Source organism: Sutcliffiella halmapala, assembly GCF_002019665.1.
Taxonomy (GTDB): Bacteria; Bacillota; Bacilli; order Bacillales; family Bacillaceae_I; genus Sutcliffiella_A; species Sutcliffiella_A halmapala.
In genome coordinates this window covers 3,425,617-3,444,583 of sequence record NZ_KV917375.1, presented here as the reverse complement: position 1 = coordinate 3,444,583, position 18,967 = coordinate 3,425,617, and the positions used below count along the sequence as shown (strand labels likewise).

The window sequence follows — 18,967 nt, the reverse complement described above, 5'->3', positions numbered from 1 at the left end:
CGTGTAAGGGAGAGATGGAAGTGGCTATGGATAGTTCGTGGTTGCAGAAACGTTCACAACTGTCTCCAACAAGGATCGCCGTAATTGATGGTGAAACTGGAGAGCGATGGAATTATAAACAAGTGTACAGACGGACGCTAGATATGAAGGGTAGACTTCATTCACTCGGTATAAATAAAGGGGATAGGGTAGCGTTATTATCTTCAAATGATATTGTTTATTTTGATTTGCTTTTTGCTTGTGGCGAATTAGGTGCCATTTTTGTTCCACTGAACTGGCGGTTGTCGGAAGAGGAGCTAGTGTATATTTTAGAAGACTGTGAGGCTAAATGTGTCATCGTGCAGTCTGCATACAAGGAAAACATTCGGAATGCGCCGTGTCCGATAATTTCTTTAGTAGACTTACAACGACTACCTCCTACCAACAGTATTTCTTTAGATAGTATCCAAGTCACTATAAATGACCGTGCAGCTATTATCTACACTGGCGGAACGACTGGTAAGCCAAAGGGAGTGATTTTAACACATGAAAATATAGCTAGTAATGCAATAAATACGATTGTCAGTTGGGGGATTAATGAATTAGATGTGACCCTCACCTGTTTGCCAATGTTTCATACTGGAGGGTTAAATGCTTTGTCAACTCCGCTATTAATGGCAGGTGGGACGGTTGTTTTGATGCAAGAATTCCAGGTTGATAAAGTGATAGATTTATTAAATTATTACCAATGTACTGTCCTCTTAATGGTTCCGACCATGTACCACCTATTAATTGAACACCCGCGTTTTCAATTAGAGACTTTTCCAACTATGAAAACCTTTCTGTCAGGGGGAGCACCTTGCCCACTGGAAGTGTATGAGGTGTTTTATCAAAAAGGGATATTATTCAAAGAAGGCTATGGTTTAACAGAGGCCGGTCCAAATAATTTCTATATCGATCCTACTGAAGCATATGGAAAAAAAGGGTCAGTTGGAAAGCCGATGATGTTTAACGATGTGAAAATTATGAAAAAACGAAACCAAGAGGCAGCCATTAACGAAGTGGGCGAAATTTATTTGAAGGGCCGCCATGTTTTTGAGGGGTATTGGTTAAAACAAGAAGAAACTGAAAAGGTAAAGGAAGATGGCTGGTTAAGTACTGGAGATCTAGGAAGAAGAGATGAAGATGGTTACATTTACATTGTTGGCAGGGTAAAGGATTTAATAATATCTGGGGGAGAGAATATTTATCCGTCCGAAGTGGAACAAACGCTTACCCAGCATGAGGCAATTAAAGAGGTTAGTGTGGTAGGAATTCCGCATCCGAAATGGGGAGAAGCGGTCCTTGCCGTGGTTTCTTTGAAAAGTCCTGTCACTGAGCGGGAACTAACTACATTTTGTTCTCGAACATTAGGGAAATTTAAAATTCCGAAACGATTTGTCTTTGTACCAGACATTCCTAAAACCGTAGTTGGTAAAATAGATAAAAAATCTCTTAGCCATTGCTACAAAGAAATCTTTTCCTGTGAAGAGGTAAACAAAGAATTAAAGAATTAACAAAAAGATACACCTAGTATTTTTCGCTAACTAGGTGTATCTTTTTGTTATACGGAAATACTTTAAATGAAACTTTTACCCACTTATGCTCGTACTATTAACTAACACAAACAAACTAACCACGAAGGTGAGTTTCTATAAATGGAATTTTATCTCGATTTATTACTATACGCTCCATATGTGACAGCAACTCTACTTTGTTTAGTCACTTATTGTTTTTATTTAGAATCCAAACAGATTATGTATCAGTCTCGCACTTTATCAACATCCATAGATAAAAGTGTAAGCACGGTCCATTATGTGAATGGAAAAAGAAAAAAGTTGTTTACATTTGTTTTCAGAAAAAGACCTACTAAAGAAGCTAACAAGGATGAAGAGGAACCTTCTTTCTACTAACTTAATCAAATGAATAATTTTGAGAAATAGTAGGAGGAAAAGAAAATGAAGAAATTAGTTATGGCGTTGATGCCTATTTTGTTATTGGTTGTGTTAACAGGTTGTAATATGAGTGAGCCGATTACGGCAGATAGTCAGGGGATTTGGAATCACTATTTCGTTTATCCCCTTTCTCTTCTGTTGACGTCTGTCGCTGATTGGACAGGCGGTAATTATGGATTATCTATTATTTTGGTAACTATTATGGTTCGTTTAGTTATTTTGCCACTTTTAATGAAACAACAAAAAAGCACACTTGCCATGCAGAAGATTCGCCCTGAAATGCAAGAAATTCAAAATAAATATAAGGATAAAAAAGATCCTGCCGACCAACAAAAAATGCAAAAGGAATTAATGGAACTTTATCAAACCCATAAAGTAAACCCTTTAGGCGGTTGCTTACCAATTATGATTCAGATGCCAGTTATTATGGCGTTTTACTATGCAATTGGAAGAACGACAGAGCTTGCAGAGCACTCGTTTCTCTGGTTTAGCTTAGGACAATCTGATCCTTATTATATTTTACCTGTAGTAGCAGCAATTACGACTTTTATACAAACAAGAGTAACACTGACGGATGAGATTCAACCGCAAATGAAAATGGTGATGAATTTTATCCCTGTATTCATTCTGATTGCGGGATTGACGTTACCTTCTGCTTTAGCATTATACTGGGTAATAGGAAATCTCTTCGGAATTGGACAAGGGCTCTATCTGAAAAAACGCATGAAGCTATTAAAGGAAACAAAAGAGGTACCAGCAGTAACCTCTTAGACTATAGAAAAAACACTTGAATGAATCTTCTAGTTCAAGTGTTTTTTATTTTTATAAGGGATAAGGAAAATGAAGAATGAATCGTAGCTATTGAAATCTAATCATCCAAAAATTGTATCTTGGAAGTTGGCAATATGTCCAATTTTTCAGTACAATAATTAAGAGAATAATAATAATGGAAGTTATAAAAAAAGAATAATCAAGTAGAGCGAGCCAGTGAATGATGGGTCGCCGTCTTATTTTATCGATATAATAGTTTGGGGGACATGCGGTGTCAATTCGTTTTTTAATTGGGAGAACAGGCAGTGGAAAAACCAAATGGTGTAACGAGCAAATCCTTCACAAGTTACAGGAAAAACCAGAAGGACCACCGATTATCTATTTAGTTCCAGAGCAAATGACTTTTCAATCGGAATATGGAATCGTTCAATCACCAGAAGTACACGGGATGATTCGAGCTCAAGTTTTTAGTTTTACCCGTTTAGCTTGGCGGATCTTACAAGAGGTCGGCGGTATTAGTCGGTTTCATATAGATCAAACTGGAATCCACATGTTACTAAGGAAAGTGATAGAAGAGCATAAAGGACAATTCCAAGTATTTGGAAGGTCTGCTGACCAGTTTGGCTTTATCGAGCAGATGGAGAGTATGGTAACGGAGTTTAAACGGTATTGTATAACACCGGATTTACTACAAGAAGAAATTGTTCGAATAGGAGAAGACTCCACAATATCTGATCATGAAAAAATGCTTGCCAAAAAATTAACAGACATTTTAGTGGTGTACCGTCAACTTGAGCATCTGTTAGAAGGAAAGTATGTCGATGGCGAAGATTATTTACAGCTCCTAGCGGAAAAAATTCCTCACTCCTCTTATATTAAAGAAGCTGATATTTATATAGATGGTTTTCATAGCTTTACACCACAGGAAATTGAAGTCTTAAAGCAGTTAATGCTTCATGCAAATTCCGTTATCATAGCGCTAACGTTAGACAAGCCTTATGATGAGGAACCACCATATGATTTGCATCTATTTAGAACAACAGGAACGACCTATCAAAAGCTCCGTCACCTTGCATTAGAAGAGGGATGTCAGCTTGGGTCACCTATTTTGATGGAGGATGCTTATCGATTTCTGGCGTCTGACTCGTTACGCCATTTAGAACAATATTTTGATGTTAGACCAACTGTCGTTTATCCGACTCAAGGTCAGGTTTCTATTTTACAAGCAGTTAATAGAAGAGCTGAGATAGAAGGGATTGCAAGAGAAATTACATCGCTCGTGCGCGACCAGGGCAATCGTTATAAGGACATTGCGGTAATTGTGCGAAATGCAGAATCTTATATTGATCTAGTAAATACGATTTTCAAGGACTTTGATATCCCATTTTTCGTTGATCAGAAAAGGACAATGCTCCATCACCCTTTAGTCGAGCTTTTACGTTCAAGTTTAGAGGTAATCTCGAGAAATTGGCGCTATGAGTCCGTCTTCCGTTGTGTGAAAACAGATTTCTTCTACGCAGTGGATCAAGATATGAATGAAATGAGAGAAAAAACAGACAAGCTTGAGAATTTTTGCTTGTCCTATGGGATTCAAGGGAAGAAGTGGACGATGAAAGAGCCATGGACATATCGTCGTTTTTTCAGTATTGACTCAGAAGGACCATATGTACAGACAGATGAAGAATTGGCATATGAACGTGAAATTAATGAGCTAAGAGATATGATTGTAGAGCCACTCTCTATGCTGGAGAAACGCTGGAAGAAATCCAAGTCAATAATGGGCTACTGCAAAGCGTTATACGAATACCTAACGGATCTTCAAGTCCCACAAAAGCTAGAGCTTCGAATGAAAAGAGCAGAAGAGGAAGGGAACTTAACGGCAGCAAAAGAGCATGAACAAGTATGGAAAGCTATTATCCAATTATTAGATCAAATGGTCGAACTGATTGGGGAGCAACCAACCTCCATGGCTATGTTTACGAAAATGCTAGAAAGTGGACTAGAAAGCTTACGTTTTAGTCTTGTCCCTCCAGCTATTGATCAAGTCATTGTCGCGAACTTTGACCTATCTCGTCTAACCGATATTAAACATAGTTTTGTAATTGGAGTCAATGAAGGGGTTATTCCAGCCAAAATTAAGGATGAAGGCTTTGTATCAGAAGATGAAAGAGAGCTTTTAGCGAACTACGGATTAGAGCTTGCTCCTTCTAGTTTGGAAAGATTACTAGATGATCATTTTCTAGTGTACTCCGCTTTTTTAAGCCCTACTCAGCATCTCTATATAAGCTACTCATTAGCAGATGAAGAAGGAAAAGCTTTATTACCTTCATCCTATATAAAACGAGTAAAAGAAATGTTTCCTCAACTAGAGGAAAAGCTGTTGCTTAATGAACCAGGAGAACTCACACAAGAAGAGCAATTAACGTTCGTTCATACACCTTCTACTACACTATCTAATTTAGCGGTACAGCTGCAAACATGGATGAAAAAATATCCAGTTGAACCTATTTGGTGGGATGTATACAACATTCTTTTAGAAAACGAAGAGTGGAATGATCGAACAGAACATGTGTTACGAAGTTTATTTTACAAAAATGAAGCTAATAAACTAACCGTTCCAGTTAGTAGGAAGTTGTATGGCGACCATATGGAAGCAAGTGTTTCACGTATGGAGAAATTTAGTGCATGTGCTTTTTCACATTTTGCTTCACATGGATTAAAGTTGAAGGATCGAAAAATCTATCGACTAGAAGCCCCTGATATTGGTCAGCTTTTTCATGCTGCGCTTAAGCATATTTCCGATCAGTTACGTCAAAATGGTAGTGATTGGAAGGCGTTAACAAAGCAAGAGTGTGAAGTGTTAGCAAAGGAAGCGGTAAATATTATAGCACCAAGGCTGCAGGGAGAAATTTTACTTAGCTCTAATCGTTTTCATTATATTAAGAAAAAATTAGAAACAATTATTACAAGAGCATCACAAATTCTAAGTGAACATTCTAAAGCTAGTAAGTTTACGCCAATTGGTCTGGAACTTGGCTTTGGCCAAAAAGAAGAGCTTCCACCGATACAGGTCAATCTCCCGAATGGTGTGACCATGGAGCTTATTGGAAGGATAGATCGGGTCGATAAAGCGGAAGGAACGAATGGTTTGTTGCTACGAATCATCGACTATAAATCAAGCAATAAGGCGTTAGATTTAACAGAGGTTTACTATGGATTAGCATTACAAATGCTGACGTACTTAGATATTGTTATTACGCATTCAGAAGGATGGATTGGGAGTCAAGCAACACCTGCTGGCGTGCTTTATTTCCATGTTCATAACCCAATGATTAAAACAAACGGAATGGCTCCGGAGGATATCATTGAAGAAGAAATTTTTAAAAGCTTTAAAATGAAAGGTCTATTGCTCGGAGATGAGGAATCAGTTCGCTTAATGGATCAAACCTTAGAACAGGGACATTCTCAGATTGTGGCTGCTGGGTTAAAAAGTAATGGAGGGTTTTATTCTAACTCTTCTGTTGCAAGTGAACAGGAATTTACTCAGCTTAGGGACTATGTGCGGAAAACGTTTGAAGAAATTGGGATGAAGATATCAGAGGGGGAAACAACAATTTCCCCGTATAAGTTAAAGAATCAAATTCCATGTACATTTTGTTCATTTAAATCTTTCTGTCAGTTTGATACTTCCTTAGAAGAGAATGATTATAGAACGTTATCCAATCTTCCAAAAGAAGAAGTGATGGAAGCAATGAAAAGAAAAATGGAAGGAGGCGGTGAGTAATGGGAATGGAATTACTGCCAAAACCAAAGGATGCTCAATGGACAGACGAACAGTGGAAAGCGATTGTCTCCAGTGGCAAAGATATTTTAGTAGCGGCAGCAGCAGGATCTGGAAAAACAGCAGTCCTTGTTGAACGAATGATCCATAAGATTGTTCAGGAGCATGTGGACATCGATCGATTACTTGTTGTGACGTTTACTAATGCTTCCGCTGCTGAGATGAGGCACCGAATCGGAGAAGCATTAGAACAGGAGCTGGAAAAACGACCAGCCTCCCTTCATTTAAGACGACAGTTAAGCTTGTTAAATCGGGCATCAATCTCAACCATCCACTCCTTTTGTTTAGAGGTAGTGCGAAAATACTATTATTTAATCGATATCGACCCTAGCTTTCGAATTGCAGATAAGACAGAGATTCAGTTAATGCAGGAAGAAGTACTTGAGGCTGTCTTTGAAGAAGAATATGGTAAGGAAGATAATGATGCATTTTTCGATTTGGTCGATCGCTATACAAATGATAGAACTGATGGAGCACTTCAAAAATTAGTGTTAGACTTATATGAATTTTCAAGAGCTAACCCTGCTCCTGAGTTATGGTTAGAGGAGATAGTGGCATTCTACAAATCAACAAATGAGCTTACCTTAGACGAACTTCCCTTCATTTCGATGTTAAAAAAAGAAATAGAGCTTCAATTTCAGGGGGTGGACAGTCTCCTGAATAAAGCAATGGGCATCACTCTCGAACCAGGGGGTCCTGCTCCTCGTGCGGAAAATATCGAACAGGATTTGGCCCAGTTGGAAAGACTTCAAAAAGCTCTTTTGCAATCCTGGAGTGTTTTATATGACGAAATGCAGTCTCTTGATTTTCCAAGAGCCAAAACCTGTCGTGGTGATGGATATGATAAAGGGTTACTTGAAGATTGGACAAAAGTCCGTAATAAAGCAAAAGGAATGCTTCAAGGGATAAAAGATGAGCTTTTTGCTAGAAGACCAGAATCTTACCTCAAGGATTTAGAAGAGCTGGCGCCAGTTATGAGAATTCTAGTTAATCTCGTAAATGAATATGGCAGTAAGTTTAGTAGCTTAAAGCAAGAAAAAGGCTTAGTTGATTTTTCAGACACAGAGCACTTATGCTTAAGTGTTCTTCGCCAACAAACAACAAATGGGTGGGAACGATCTGAAGCAGCGTTAAGATACCAATCTACTTTTAAAGAGGTGTTAGTAGATGAATATCAAGACACCAACATGGTACAGGAAGCTATCTTAAAACTTGTTACAAAAGATGAAGAGCAAGCTGGGAATATGTTTATGGTTGGGGATGTTAAGCAATCAATCTACCGCTTCCGTTTAGCCGAACCATTTCTATTCTTAAGTAAATATAAGAGGTTTAACACAGATGGAGAAGGAACGGGACTTCGAATAGACTTGAACCGGAACTTCCGTTCACGCCCTGAGGTGCTAGATGCGACCAACTTTATCTTTAAACAAATCATGGGCGAAACAGTTGGAGAAATTGAGTATGATGAAGACGCAGAATTGAAATTTGGAGCAACCAATTATCCAAAAGCTACTAATAGAGAAGCAGAATTATTACTGTTAGACCGTAGCGACCATTCTTCTACAACGGATGTCACCAATGAATTTGAAGAAGAGGGTAGTGCAACAGGCTTTGATAAAGCAGAGTTAGAAACGGCACAGGTTGAAGCGAAAATGATTGCCCAAAAGATTAAACACCTTATCCAATCTGGCTATGAGATTTATGATAAAAATGAAAAACGAATGAGACCAATCACTTTTCGAGACTGTGTAATTTTGATGAGATCGATGCCGTGGGCGCCACAGTTTATCGAGGAATTTAAACAAGAGGGGCTTCCGTTATATGCTAATTTAAGTACGGGTTATTTCGAAGCAACGGAGGTAGCGATCCTAGTTTCGCTATTAAAAATAATAGATAATCCCTATCAAGATGTTCCATTGGCTTCGGTTTTAAGGTCACCGATTATTGGACTTGATTCTAATGAATTAGCCTCTATCCGAATTCAACAAAGAAAAGGATCTTATTTTGAAGCGTTACTTGCCTTCTTGCAAAAAGCTCCAGATAGTTTAGAAGAAAAGAAAACGATTAAAAAAGTACAGATCTTTCATGAATTGCTACAGAAATGGCGCACTGCAGCTAGAGAAGGTGCATTGTCTGAGTTGATTTGGAAAATTTATCAAGATACGCATTTCTATGACTATGTCGGAGGAATGCCAGGTGGTAAACAACGTCAAGCTAATTTGCGGGCTTTATACGATCGTGCGCGTCAATATGAAGCTACATCCTTCCGTGGCCTGTTTCGTTTCTTACGATTTATTGAAAGAATGCAAGATCGAGGCGAGGATTTAGGAGCAGCAAGAGCCCTAGGAGAGCAGGAGGATGTTATCCGTCTCATGACTATCCACTCGAGTAAAGGGCTAGAGTTTCCGATTGTGTTTGTGGCAGGTTTATCAAAGCAATTTAATATGATGGATTTAAATAGCAGTTATCTGTTAGATAAAGAGCTTGGATTTGGATCAAAGTATGTGAACGCTCGCTTACGAATTACGTATCCAACTATTTTGCAATTAGCTTTAAAACGCAAGGCGAAAGCACAGCTTATCGCAGAAGAGATGCGTGTGCTTTACGTAGCGTTAACAAGGGCAAAGGAAAAACTTTATTTAGTGGGTACTGTAAAAGATTTTGAAAAATCTCAAACCCAATGGAACGAATATGTGACAATCGAAAGCTGGCTGCTACCAGATTATGCGCGTGCTGGAGTTAAATCCTATATGGATTGGGTGGGACCAGCATTAGTTCGCCATAAGGATACAGCAGAGCTAAGAGCTGGTAGTGAGGTGCCATCGTTAATTCCAGTTGAGATAACGAACCATCATGCTTCTTGGAAGGTTTCTATTATAAATGTACAGGATTTACTTGAGGAAATAGAAGTTGAGAAATTGGAAGAAAATAATTTACTTGATAAGGTAAAGCAAGGTATACCTGTTGATATAGAAAGCCCACTGAAAGAACAAGTAAGGGAGCAACTAAACTGGCAATATCCATATAAGGAAGCTAGTAAGCATCGTTCTAAGCAATCTGTTTCAGAATTAAAGAGAATGAAGGAACAGCAGGACCCTTATGCAGATCATTCCTTTATTCAAACTGAGCGCAAGTACTTTTTAGACCGTCCAGCATTTTTACAAAAGAAGAGCCTTTCGCCATCTGAAATAGGGACTGCCATGCATACAGTGATGCAAAACATCGATTTAACGAAGAGCAGCTTGGATCGTCAGGAAGTACAAGCGCAAATCCTGCAGATGGTAGAAAAAGAACTGCTTACAAGTGAACAAGCAAAAGTGGTTAATATCGATGCGATCGAAGGATTCTTTATGACACCAATTGGTAAGCGGATGCTTCTTGCGGAGAAAGTACATCGTGAAGTACCATTTAGTTTCGCTTTACAGGGCAATGAGATTGGTGATAAAGAAGAATTAAAGGAAGAAACAGTATTAGTCCAAGGGGTAATTGATTGTCTATTAGAAGATGCGGACGGATTAGTATTAATTGATTACAAAACAGATGCCATTTCCACTCGATTTGCTAATGGGTTCAAAGAGGCGGAACCTATTCTACGAAATCGCTATATAGAGCAAGTTACTTTATATGGAACAGCAGTAGAGAAAATATGGAATAAAAAACTTACAGCTAAATACTTGTATTTCTTTGATGGGAGTCATTTAGTGAAAATTGAATAAAAGAGAGGCAAGGGCTCAAGCAAATGTTAAGAGAGCAGACATGTCAGCTTGAGCTCTTTTTAATTGGGAGGGGACAGTAAAGTTGCGAATACTTCATACGGCCGATTGGCATTTAGGTAAAACATTAGAAGGAAGAAGTAGATTGCCAGAGCAAGCACAATTTTTAGCGGAGCTTTTAGCGATTGTAGAAGAAGAAAAAATAGATGTCGTTTTAATGGCAGGTGATGTCTATGACACGGTAAATCCTCCTGCACAAGCAGAAGTATTATTTTATGAGTCTTTACAGCAGCTTTCAAACAAAGGGAAGCGTCCAGTTGCAGTAATTGCTGGAAATCATGATAATCCTGATCGCTTGTCCGCGTCTTGGCCACTTGCTGCCACTCAAAATATCTCCTTGTTAGGCTATCCTACAATGGATGTTCAAACGATTTATATTCCTACTACAGATGAAATGTTGAAACTTGCATCTTTACCCTATCCATCCGAATCACGATTAAATGAAGTACTATCCGAGCAATTTGACGAAAAGCAAATAAGGGATCAATATGATGCTCGGATTCGTCAGCTTTTTGAAAAGATGTGTGAGCAGTTTACTCCTGATTCTGTCAATATGGCCATGAGTCATTTATTCGTAGCAGGTGGTAGTTCTACTGATTCAGAGCGTCCAATTGAGGTGGGTGGGGCGTTTACGGTTGCTGCTGAAAGCTTACCGCATCAAGCTCAATATGTCGCACTTGGTCACTTACATCGTCCTCAAACGATTAAAAGGGCGAAAACAACTGCTCGCTATGCGGGCTCACCTTTAGCATACAGCTTTTCAGAAGCAGGCTATACAAAGAGTGTCACAATTATAGATGCTGAGCCAGGAAAAGAAGTTCGCACACAGGAAATTTACTTATCTAGTGGCAAGCCTTTAGTAAAGTGGAAAGCAACAGAAGGTTTACAGCAGGTTTTCACATGGTTAGAAGAAAGAAGGGATACGAATGCATGGATTGATTTAGAGATACATGTTAAACACGCATTATCTATGGAAGAAATACATCGTATTCGGAAGCTTCATGAAGGAATACTCCATATCCGACCAATTTTTCCAGAGATGGTAGAGGAGCTAACAGCAGTAAAAATGGATAGCATACCGATTGAAGAGCTGTTTGTAAGGTTTTATGAAAAACAAACAGGTGGGGCCGAGCCGGAAGAAGAATTAGTTCATTTATTTTTATCCTTATTAAATGAAGAAAGGAAGGAGGGGGCAGAATGAAGCCAATAACGTTAACGGTAGCAGGATTACAGAGTTTCCGTGAAAAACAGATTATTGATTTTGAAGCGCTATGTCAAGGTGGAGTGTTTGGGATTTTTGGTCCGACGGGTAGTGGTAAATCCTCGATTTTAGATGCGATGACCTTGGCGTTGTATGGAAAGGTCGAACGTGCTTCTAATAATACACAAGGAATTATGAACCATGCAGAAAATGTGTTAGATGTGTCTTTCCTTTTTGAATTAGAGAATGCAAAAGGCAAACAACGATATAAAGTAGAGCGCTCTTTTAAACGTACCGATGATATTCGTGTGAAATCGGGGATTTGTCGCTTATCCGAGGTCAAGCATGAAGAGCATATCGTTATTGCGGATAAAGCAAGTGAAGTGAACGCTGCTATTCAAGAGATAATCGGTCTCACGATTGATGATTTTACTCGCGCCGTTGTACTCCCTCAAGGGAAATTTGCCGAATTTCTTTCTTTAAAAGGAGCAGATAGAAGGCAAATGCTTCAACGTTTATTTCAATTAGAAAAATACGGGGATGAGCTTTCTCGCAAAATAAAGGACGAACTTCAAACGAAGACACGTATACTTGGTGAAATACATGCCGAACAGCTAGGACTTGGAGAAGCTTCTGACATTGCAGTAAAAGAGGCTAAAAAAGCTTTTAAAGAAATAGCTAATAGCGTTGAAAATTCGGAAATGGGCTTACAGCAACTAGAAGTGGTGTTTGAAGAGAAAAAGAAAAAATGGGAATGGCAAGCTGAAAAACAGAAGGTAGAAGATTCTCTCCTTAGTTATCAAGAACAGGAACCAGCGATAAAAGACCTTGAAACGAAACTTTCTCTTGCCGATCGTGCTACTGCGATTAAGCCAATATTAGATGATCTTACAGAGATAGAAAGTGCATTAAAGCGATGGAGTACTAAGTTTGGCGAAGATAAAAAAATGTACCATACTGCAAAAGAGGCTTTGCACCAAGCTATGGAAGCTTATGAAGTTGCGAGAAAGAAAAAGGAAAAGGAACAACCAGCACTTCTTTCAAAGAAGGAAAAGCTAGAAAGAGCTCGAAAGCTAGAAGAAGGAATGAAAGTTCTTCAAACTAATTTGGAACAACTTGATCAAAATCTTGTGAAAAAGCAAGAACAATTAGCCGAGGTAGAGCTTCACGAGAAAAAAACAAAAGAACTGTATCAAAAGGCAGTAACTAAGCAAAAAAGCCTAAAAGTAGAGTTAGCTTCCAATTCACTTGCTCCAAATCGGTTTGAAAAGCTTCAGCTCGCATTTGACAAAAAACAAGAGATAATTCAGGTGGAGAAAAAACTAACTGAAACGAATGAGGAAGTTCAAACCTTATCTGGAAAAATGAATCAGTTTAGAGCAGAAAATGTAAAGGCAGAGGCAGAGCTTACAAAGGTGAAAGAAGGAATGCTAGCGTGTTTCTCAAACACTGAAAAACATTATGCGAAATCTTCCGAGCTTACCCTTCAGTTGGATTGGTTAAGCCAACAGGTGGAGCAGCAGCTTTTAGACGAAAAAAGATTAGATGAATCCATGAAAATACATCAGCTCGCACTCGATTTAGCAACATCTCTTGAAGAAGGAAGAGCTTGTCCAGTTTGTGGATCGACCGATCATCCTAATCGTGCTACACATGATGGAATGCGTGAAATTGCAAGTAGTAAGGAAGACAACGGATTAGAGAGGCTCGTTTCGTTGCTTCAGCAGGAAAAGCAAGAGAATGTCAAAATTAAGTTGAAATTAGAGCAGGTTGCTACTGAATTATATCGCGATTTAGAAGGTGAACGGTCATTACCTAGCCCAAGTCCAACAGGTGAGAAAATAGAGCAATGGGAAAAACAATATGATGCAACAAGTGAAGGGGCTGCACTGTTAATAGAAAAATACCATGATATTGAAGCTGAACAGAGAGCACTGCTTCAGGATATGATTCATACTCAAGAGAAAAAAGTGCGACTTGATCAAGCTTTAAGGAAATGGACATCCGCTTGGAACGAATCTCAAAAATTAAAGCAAACTTATGAAGAACAATGGTCTACTTGGAGTTCAAGGATGCAAGGAATAAAAGCAGATTTGGATGAGCAGCAACTTATTTGGGGTGCGACCTTTGCTGAAGAAAGCTTCGAGGAGATTGAGCAGCAGTTCCATCATGCAAAAGAAGTAGAAAAACAAATGAAAGAGCTCCAGGAAAGAATTAATAAAAGTGTGGATTTTATTGAAGAGAAAGAAAAAGAGCTTAAAAGAGTGCAAGAAACTAGAATAGAAGCAGAGAAAATTCTTTTTCAAGATAATCTAGAAAGAAAGCAAATGAGTGCTCGTATGGAAGAAACAAAAGCTGAGATAAGTAGCATTGCAGGGAATGAGCCTGTTTCTCGTTTGTTGCAGCAGGTGGAACAAGATGTAGCAAATATTAATGAGTTAGAGGCAGAATCCTACAAAGCATGGAATTCCGCTCAAACTAACTACCATGAGTATGACAAAAGGGTGAAGCAAAGCGAGCAAATGCTAGAAGAAACAACGTCTCGTCAAAAAAATCTTGCAGAAAAATGGTCACGTGCTTTGGAGGAAGCTGCTTTTTCGTCAAAGGCTGAGGTAGAGAAAGCCATTCTATTCCTTGAATACAAGATTTCATGGCAGAAGAAGGTGCAACAATATTGGGAAGAGCGTAACGCGATAGAAAAGGATTGGGAACGTTTAAATTCCTTAATTGGAGAAGAAAAGATAAAGGAAGCAGAATGGTTAGAACTTCAGGAAAGCCTAAAGGCGAAAAGGCAAAAGCTACGAGAAGAAATAGAAGCGAAGAGTGCAGCCTTTCAACACCTTTCTTCTATAGAGAAACGCAATGAGAGGTATAGAGTTTTAGAAGACAATAAGGAAAAGCTAACGGTTGAAACACAAGCATTTCAGAAGCTTCAATCTGTCTTTAAAGGAAATAGCTTTGTGGAATATTTGGCGGAAGAACAGCTTCTTCAAATTAGCAGAGATGCATCGGAAAGACTCGGTCATCTTACACGTCAGCGCTATGCGTTAGAAATGGATTCTCAAGGCGGATTTGTCATACGAGATGATGCTAATGGGGGAGTAAGGAGACCTGTTTCCTCGTTATCTGGAGGAGAGACCTTCCTAACCTCACTTGCCTTAGCCTTATCATTATCGGCTCAAATACAGCTGAGAGGGGAATACCCATTACAGTTCTTCTTCTTGGATGAAGGCTTCGGAACATTAGACCATGAACTATTAGACGCGGTTGTAACAGCATTAGAAAAGCTACAATCCAATCATCTGGCAGTAGGAGTTATCAGTCACGTCCAGGAGCTAAGAGCCCGATTACCAAGACGTCTAGTCGTAACACCAGCTGACGCAACAGGCAAAGGATCCACCGTTAAATTAGAAGAACTTTAAACCTTATTATTGGTCACTCAAACTTCCCATAGATGCTGAAAATCGCACCATGGATAATGAAAAAGTGGACCGTCAAATATCCCCCCGTCTCCCCTGATGATTGTAGTGCAAGGCGTGAGACTCCTGCGGGAAGTAGCGTTTTGTGGAGACCCCGCAGGCAAAGCCGAGGAGGCTCCACAAGCGCCCCTCTGGATAAGCGAACGCCTGGCACGGAAATCATCAGGGTGTTTTCACAGATAACCTACTTTTTTTCAGGGTAGGGTAGAATTAAAATAAACAAATGCCAGTACCTATATAAAAGGTCTGGCATTTGCTATATATAAATAAGAATCTAATTATTTGCGACGATTTCTTGATCATTAATATCTGGATCAATAGTATTTGTAGCACTAAGTCCATTGTTCGTAATAATAAAATTTCCGGTATTAAAGGAACCAGAGCCTGCTGAGGTTTTGGATGCACTCTTAGGAGAGATATAGAACGAATCTCCAAAATTAATAACTCCGCCACCAACACTGTTAATTGCTACGGGACCGACTATCGCTGGCATGTAAGACATCCTTTATTTTTGTGATAGTACACTATATGTGAAACAAAAAGATATGTTAACCTAACTACTCATTAGCAGTAATATTTTGATCATTAACATCTGGATCAATCGTATTAGTTGCGCTTAATCCATTATTGGCATTAATGAAATTCCCTGTATTAAAGGAACCAGATCCCCCATGAGATTTTCCGGTATCTTTTGGGCTGATATAAAAGGAATCTCCGAAATTCAACGTTCCGCCCCCGACGCTGTTTACTTGCACAGGACCTACAATTGCTGGCATATTAATTCTCCTAACTGATGATTATTTGTATTTTGCATGCTTCCCTAAAAGCTGACGAATGTGTTTGACTCTAGAATTCGCACAAATTGTTTGAGTAGAGCCGATTTGTAAAACCGAGGAAGAAGAAACACCATTGACAGTAAGTCGATTTACACAGATATCAGGATTTTGGTTAGATATCTGCATCGAAACCATTTCTGTGATAACAGGTGTAGGAGTGTTTTCTGTAAATACTTTGTAGGCAGAGAAATTCCCTTCATTCCCATAAAATCGCGGGAATTCTCGTTTTACTGCTAGTGCTTTCGAATCGGCTTTTATATAACAGGAATCCCCAATATGAAAGGTAGAGCTAAAGGCGAGTGCCATCAACCCAACTTCGTTCACTCGTGATATTCTCATCATCTACTACTCTACAGTTAAAGGTACAAATGGACCAATAATGAGTGATTCTGGTGGAGTATCAAAATAAGAGGTTAAACATATTGTCTGTGTATCCCCAACCAATAAAATCGATGATGAAGAAACCCCTAAGACGTCGATATGGTCAACCTGTAATCCATGATTGACAACGTGAAAATTCATTTATTTGCACCACACTTTAGTTATTTTGAGGGAGATTTTGGATAAAGGTAGCGAATGCTTTATTCATATCTGCTTGTAATTGCTGAACAGTAACTGCTTTGATTTTTTCATCACTATAGCCTTTTTCCAACGCTTCAGAGGTTACTGTATTTAAACAATGATTAATCCGACTTGGTAATTGCTTGCAAACGTCCTGTATCATAAAATCATAATAATGTTCTTCGAGTACTTTTCCTTGTTTTTTCGCTAATCCTTTTATGGTGTCTTGGCCGTTTTTGGTTAATTGGTTCCGTATATCCGTTTCAATCTCCTTAGCAAGCTGTTGATTTCTCTGTGGAACAGGTACTTCAAGATTGTTTTGGGTTACAACAAAGTCTTCAATTTCACCAGTAGAACCAGGAGTAAGGCCAATATTAAGTGTCCCTTCTAATGTTTCAACCTTAAGTTGGTCAAATTTGTATTCAATCTTTTCGATATTCATGCTAGGTTTCTGTTTAATTTGGATGATCTCCTGTTGCATTTTTTTCAGGATTTCTTCAAGTGTGGTTATTTGCTTTGATTGCTTTTCAACAATATCCTGTAGCTGCTTAATTTGTTGCTGGGACTCATAAAAATACTGATAATTATAATACATTCGATCACCCCTTCCGTTTACTTACCCAGCACGCTTCTCTGGCATTAATACTGTATGCAAATAAAGTGTATTGGGTGAATGCCCAAATGGAAGTTAGATTATCTTATTGGTCCGACTAATGGTACATATGGACCCTCTAGTTGCTGAATCTCAGCACTTGAAGTCGGAGCGGGACCACTAAAGTCTCCGGTATTATAAAGATTTGAAAGTGATTTAATGACTCCGGCACTTCCTATTTGAAAGACTGAAGAGTTGGTTACTCCGCCTATTTTAATTTGATGGATGACAATGTTTTGGTGAATAAAAAAATTTGTAGCCATACTATCCCCCATTTATTTAAAGAGAGTTTACATATTTAGAGCAATTGGTTGATCTACCAGATCCTGATCATAGGTGTTGGTTTGACTGTTTGTATTGCTAACTGTAATCCGGTCACCAGTATTAAAGCTACCGGCTCCTGCAAATGTTTTTGCTTCGCTATACAGAGACATTTGAAAAACATCGCCTATGTGAAAAACTGCGGAGTTTCCTATACTGTTTACATTCACGGCTCCGACTATTGCTGGCATAAGTATTGACTCCTTTTAAAATAATGATCGTGCTTTTCACTATATCCTATGACAAATGCCCGGTAAGGTGAGTATGTGATTGTGAAATTGTACAAGTGTACGTTAAAATATAGGAATATTCAGGAAAAGTAGTTATAATAAAATAGGTAAACATAAAAGGGAGGAATGTTAATGCGAGCAGTACCAATACAAGAAAAAGATAGAATTATAGCTTTAGATATTATTAGAGGATTAGCAATACTTGGCATCTTTCTCGTGAATATGCCATCATTTTTTTCGCCTATTTTATACATAGAACCACATACATACTGGACGAAGCCATTAGATATTTGGGCAGTGAATTTCGTTGATATCGTAGCCCAAGCTAGTTTTTATACGTTGTTTTCCTTTTTATTTGGGTATGGGTTCATCATCTTTACTAAGCGTTTGGAAGAGAAAAACTTATCGGTACCAAAATATTTTTCTAGAAGATTAGTTGTCTTACTACTAATTGGTTGTATTCATGCCTTTTTTGTATGGCATGGAGATATACTCATTACATACGCAGTAATTGGCTTCCTATTACTTGCGATGAGAAATATGACTTCTAAAGCATTGGTCTGGACCGGAATCTTACTTATTATAATACCGACAGTCATTATGTCTTTATTATTATTTATGGTAATGATGGTAATGGATGAAAGTATCTATGCCACTTTGCAGGGATCTGCGATGCATTCTTTAGAGGTATATGCAAATGGATCTTTTTTTGAAATAACGAAGCAAAGGGTGGCAGATTGGTCTTTTGTTAACTTCGGAGGGAACACACTATTTATTATAATCTCTATTCTGCCGATGTTTTTATTGGGAGCAGCAGCGGCCAAGGATAATTGGTTAGAAAAATTGGATGATAAACTTGGTATGTTAAAAAAGCTCTGGGTAGTTACGTTCCTTTTGGCATTAGTTTTTAAGTTTCTTCCATATTATTCAGATAAAAATATTGTCACAGAATATTTACAGGATTCTTTTGGTGGACCAGCAAGTGCTCTGTTTTACTTCTTAACAGTGGTTCTACTTACTAGGAAGGATTTTGGCTTGAAGCTACTTTCTCCGCTAAAGTATGTAGGAAAAATGAGTTTAACTAACTATTTATTCCAGTCTGTTTTATGTACGTTCATTTTTTATAGTTATGGATTTGGTTTATATGGGAATTTCAATCCTTTCTATGGTTTACTTTTAGTAATAGGAGTGTTTCTTGTTCAAATTGGTTTAAGTAAAGTATGGTTAGATCATTTTCATTATGGTCCAATTGAATGGCTCTGGCGACTAGGAACTTATGGCAGCAGGTCAGTATTCAGGAAAAAATAACATGAATAAAGATGTGAGTGG

15 protein-coding genes are annotated in these 18,967 nt (G+C 38.5%); 8 read left to right on the top strand and 7 right to left on the bottom strand.

Going from position 1 to position 18,967, the window contains the following annotated elements; genetic code table 11:
• Nucleotides 1-26: 26 nt before the first annotated feature.
• The 7 genes from BK580_RS17000 (at nucleotide 27) to BK580_RS16970 (ending at nucleotide 14,981) form a co-directional block, all read left to right on the top strand.
• A complete protein-coding gene (locus BK580_RS17000) occupies nucleotides 27-1,535 on the top strand; it encodes an acyl-CoA synthetase (protein WP_235864128.1) in 1,509 nt (502 codons plus the stop codon).
• Nucleotides 1,536-1,676: 141 nt separating this feature from the next.
• The gene (locus BK580_RS16995; protein ID WP_078381494.1) at nucleotides 1,677-1,931 is read left to right on the top strand and encodes a hypothetical protein; all 255 of its coding nucleotides are present in this window, start codon (nucleotides 1,677-1,679) and stop codon (nucleotides 1,929-1,931) included.
• Between the two features lie 45 nt (nucleotides 1,932-1,976).
• Nucleotides 1,977-2,744: a membrane protein insertase YidC gene (gene yidC / locus BK580_RS16990; RefSeq protein ID WP_078381493.1), complete on the top strand. Its 768-nt coding sequence runs from the start codon at nucleotides 1,977-1,979 to the stop codon at nucleotides 2,742-2,744.
• Between the two features lie 271 nt (nucleotides 2,745-3,015).
• Nucleotides 3,016-6,528: a helicase-exonuclease AddAB subunit AddB gene (addB, locus tag BK580_RS16985; protein ID WP_078381492.1), complete on the top strand. Its 3,513-nt coding sequence runs from the start codon at nucleotides 3,016-3,018 to the stop codon at nucleotides 6,526-6,528.
• Entirely contained in the window at nucleotides 6,528-10,301 is a 3,774-nt protein-coding gene (gene addA / locus BK580_RS16980; protein ID WP_078381491.1) for a helicase-exonuclease AddAB subunit AddA, read from the top strand. Before addB ends, addA begins: the two co-directional genes overlap by 1 nt.
• A gap of 82 nt (nucleotides 10,302-10,383) precedes the next feature.
• Nucleotides 10,384-11,559, top strand: a complete 1,176-nt coding sequence (locus BK580_RS16975) for an exonuclease SbcCD subunit D (protein ID WP_078381490.1) — start codon at nucleotides 10,384-10,386, stop codon at nucleotides 11,557-11,559.
• The gene (locus BK580_RS16970) at nucleotides 11,556-14,981 is read left to right on the top strand and encodes an AAA family ATPase (protein ID WP_078381489.1); all 3,426 of its coding nucleotides are present in this window, start codon (nucleotides 11,556-11,558) and stop codon (nucleotides 14,979-14,981) included. The genes BK580_RS16975 and BK580_RS16970 overlap by 4 nt, the downstream gene beginning before the upstream one ends.
• A 331-nt stretch (nucleotides 14,982-15,312) precedes the next feature.
• Here BK580_RS16970 and BK580_RS16965 read toward each other — a convergent pair whose 3' ends face one another.
• From BK580_RS16965 to BK580_RS16935, 7 genes are all read right to left on the bottom strand, one after another.
• On the bottom strand, nucleotides 15,313-15,531 hold the full coding sequence (locus tag BK580_RS16965; protein ID WP_078381488.1) for a spore germination protein: 219 nt from the start codon (nucleotides 15,529-15,531) through the stop codon (nucleotides 15,313-15,315).
• 64 nt (nucleotides 15,532-15,595) lie between these two features.
• On the bottom strand, nucleotides 15,596-15,814 hold the full coding sequence (locus tag BK580_RS16960) for a spore germination protein (protein ID WP_078381487.1): 219 nt from the start codon (nucleotides 15,812-15,814) through the stop codon (nucleotides 15,596-15,598).
• Between the two features lie 21 nt (nucleotides 15,815-15,835).
• The gene (locus BK580_RS16955; RefSeq protein ID WP_078381486.1) at nucleotides 15,836-16,216 is read right to left on the bottom strand and encodes a spore germination protein GerPE; all 381 of its coding nucleotides are present in this window, start codon (nucleotides 16,214-16,216) and stop codon (nucleotides 15,836-15,838) included.
• Nucleotides 16,217-16,219: 3 nt separating this feature from the next.
• Entirely contained in the window at nucleotides 16,220-16,396 is a 177-nt protein-coding gene (locus BK580_RS16950) for a spore gernimation protein GerPD (protein WP_078381485.1), read from the bottom strand.
• A gap of 16 nt (nucleotides 16,397-16,412) precedes the next feature.
• On the bottom strand, nucleotides 16,413-17,030 hold the full coding sequence (gerPC, locus tag BK580_RS16945; RefSeq protein ID WP_078381484.1) for a spore germination protein GerPC: 618 nt from the start codon (nucleotides 17,028-17,030) through the stop codon (nucleotides 16,413-16,415).
• Nucleotides 17,031-17,128: 98 nt separating this feature from the next.
• Complete coding sequence (locus tag BK580_RS16940) at nucleotides 17,129-17,350, bottom strand: spore germination protein GerPB (RefSeq protein ID WP_078381483.1); 222 nt, start codon at nucleotides 17,348-17,350, stop codon at nucleotides 17,129-17,131.
• A gap of 27 nt (nucleotides 17,351-17,377) precedes the next feature.
• Nucleotides 17,378-17,599 (bottom strand): spore germination protein, encoded by a 222-nt coding sequence (locus BK580_RS16935; RefSeq protein ID WP_078381482.1) that lies wholly within the window; start codon nucleotides 17,597-17,599, stop codon nucleotides 17,378-17,380.
• Nucleotides 17,600-17,770: 171 nt separating this feature from the next.
• On the opposite strand from BK580_RS16935, the gene BK580_RS16930 reads away from it, so the two are divergent.
• The gene (locus BK580_RS16930) at nucleotides 17,771-18,946 is read left to right on the top strand and encodes a DUF418 domain-containing protein (protein WP_078381481.1); all 1,176 of its coding nucleotides are present in this window, start codon (nucleotides 17,771-17,773) and stop codon (nucleotides 18,944-18,946) included.
• Nucleotides 18,947-18,967 lie beyond the last annotated feature (21 nt).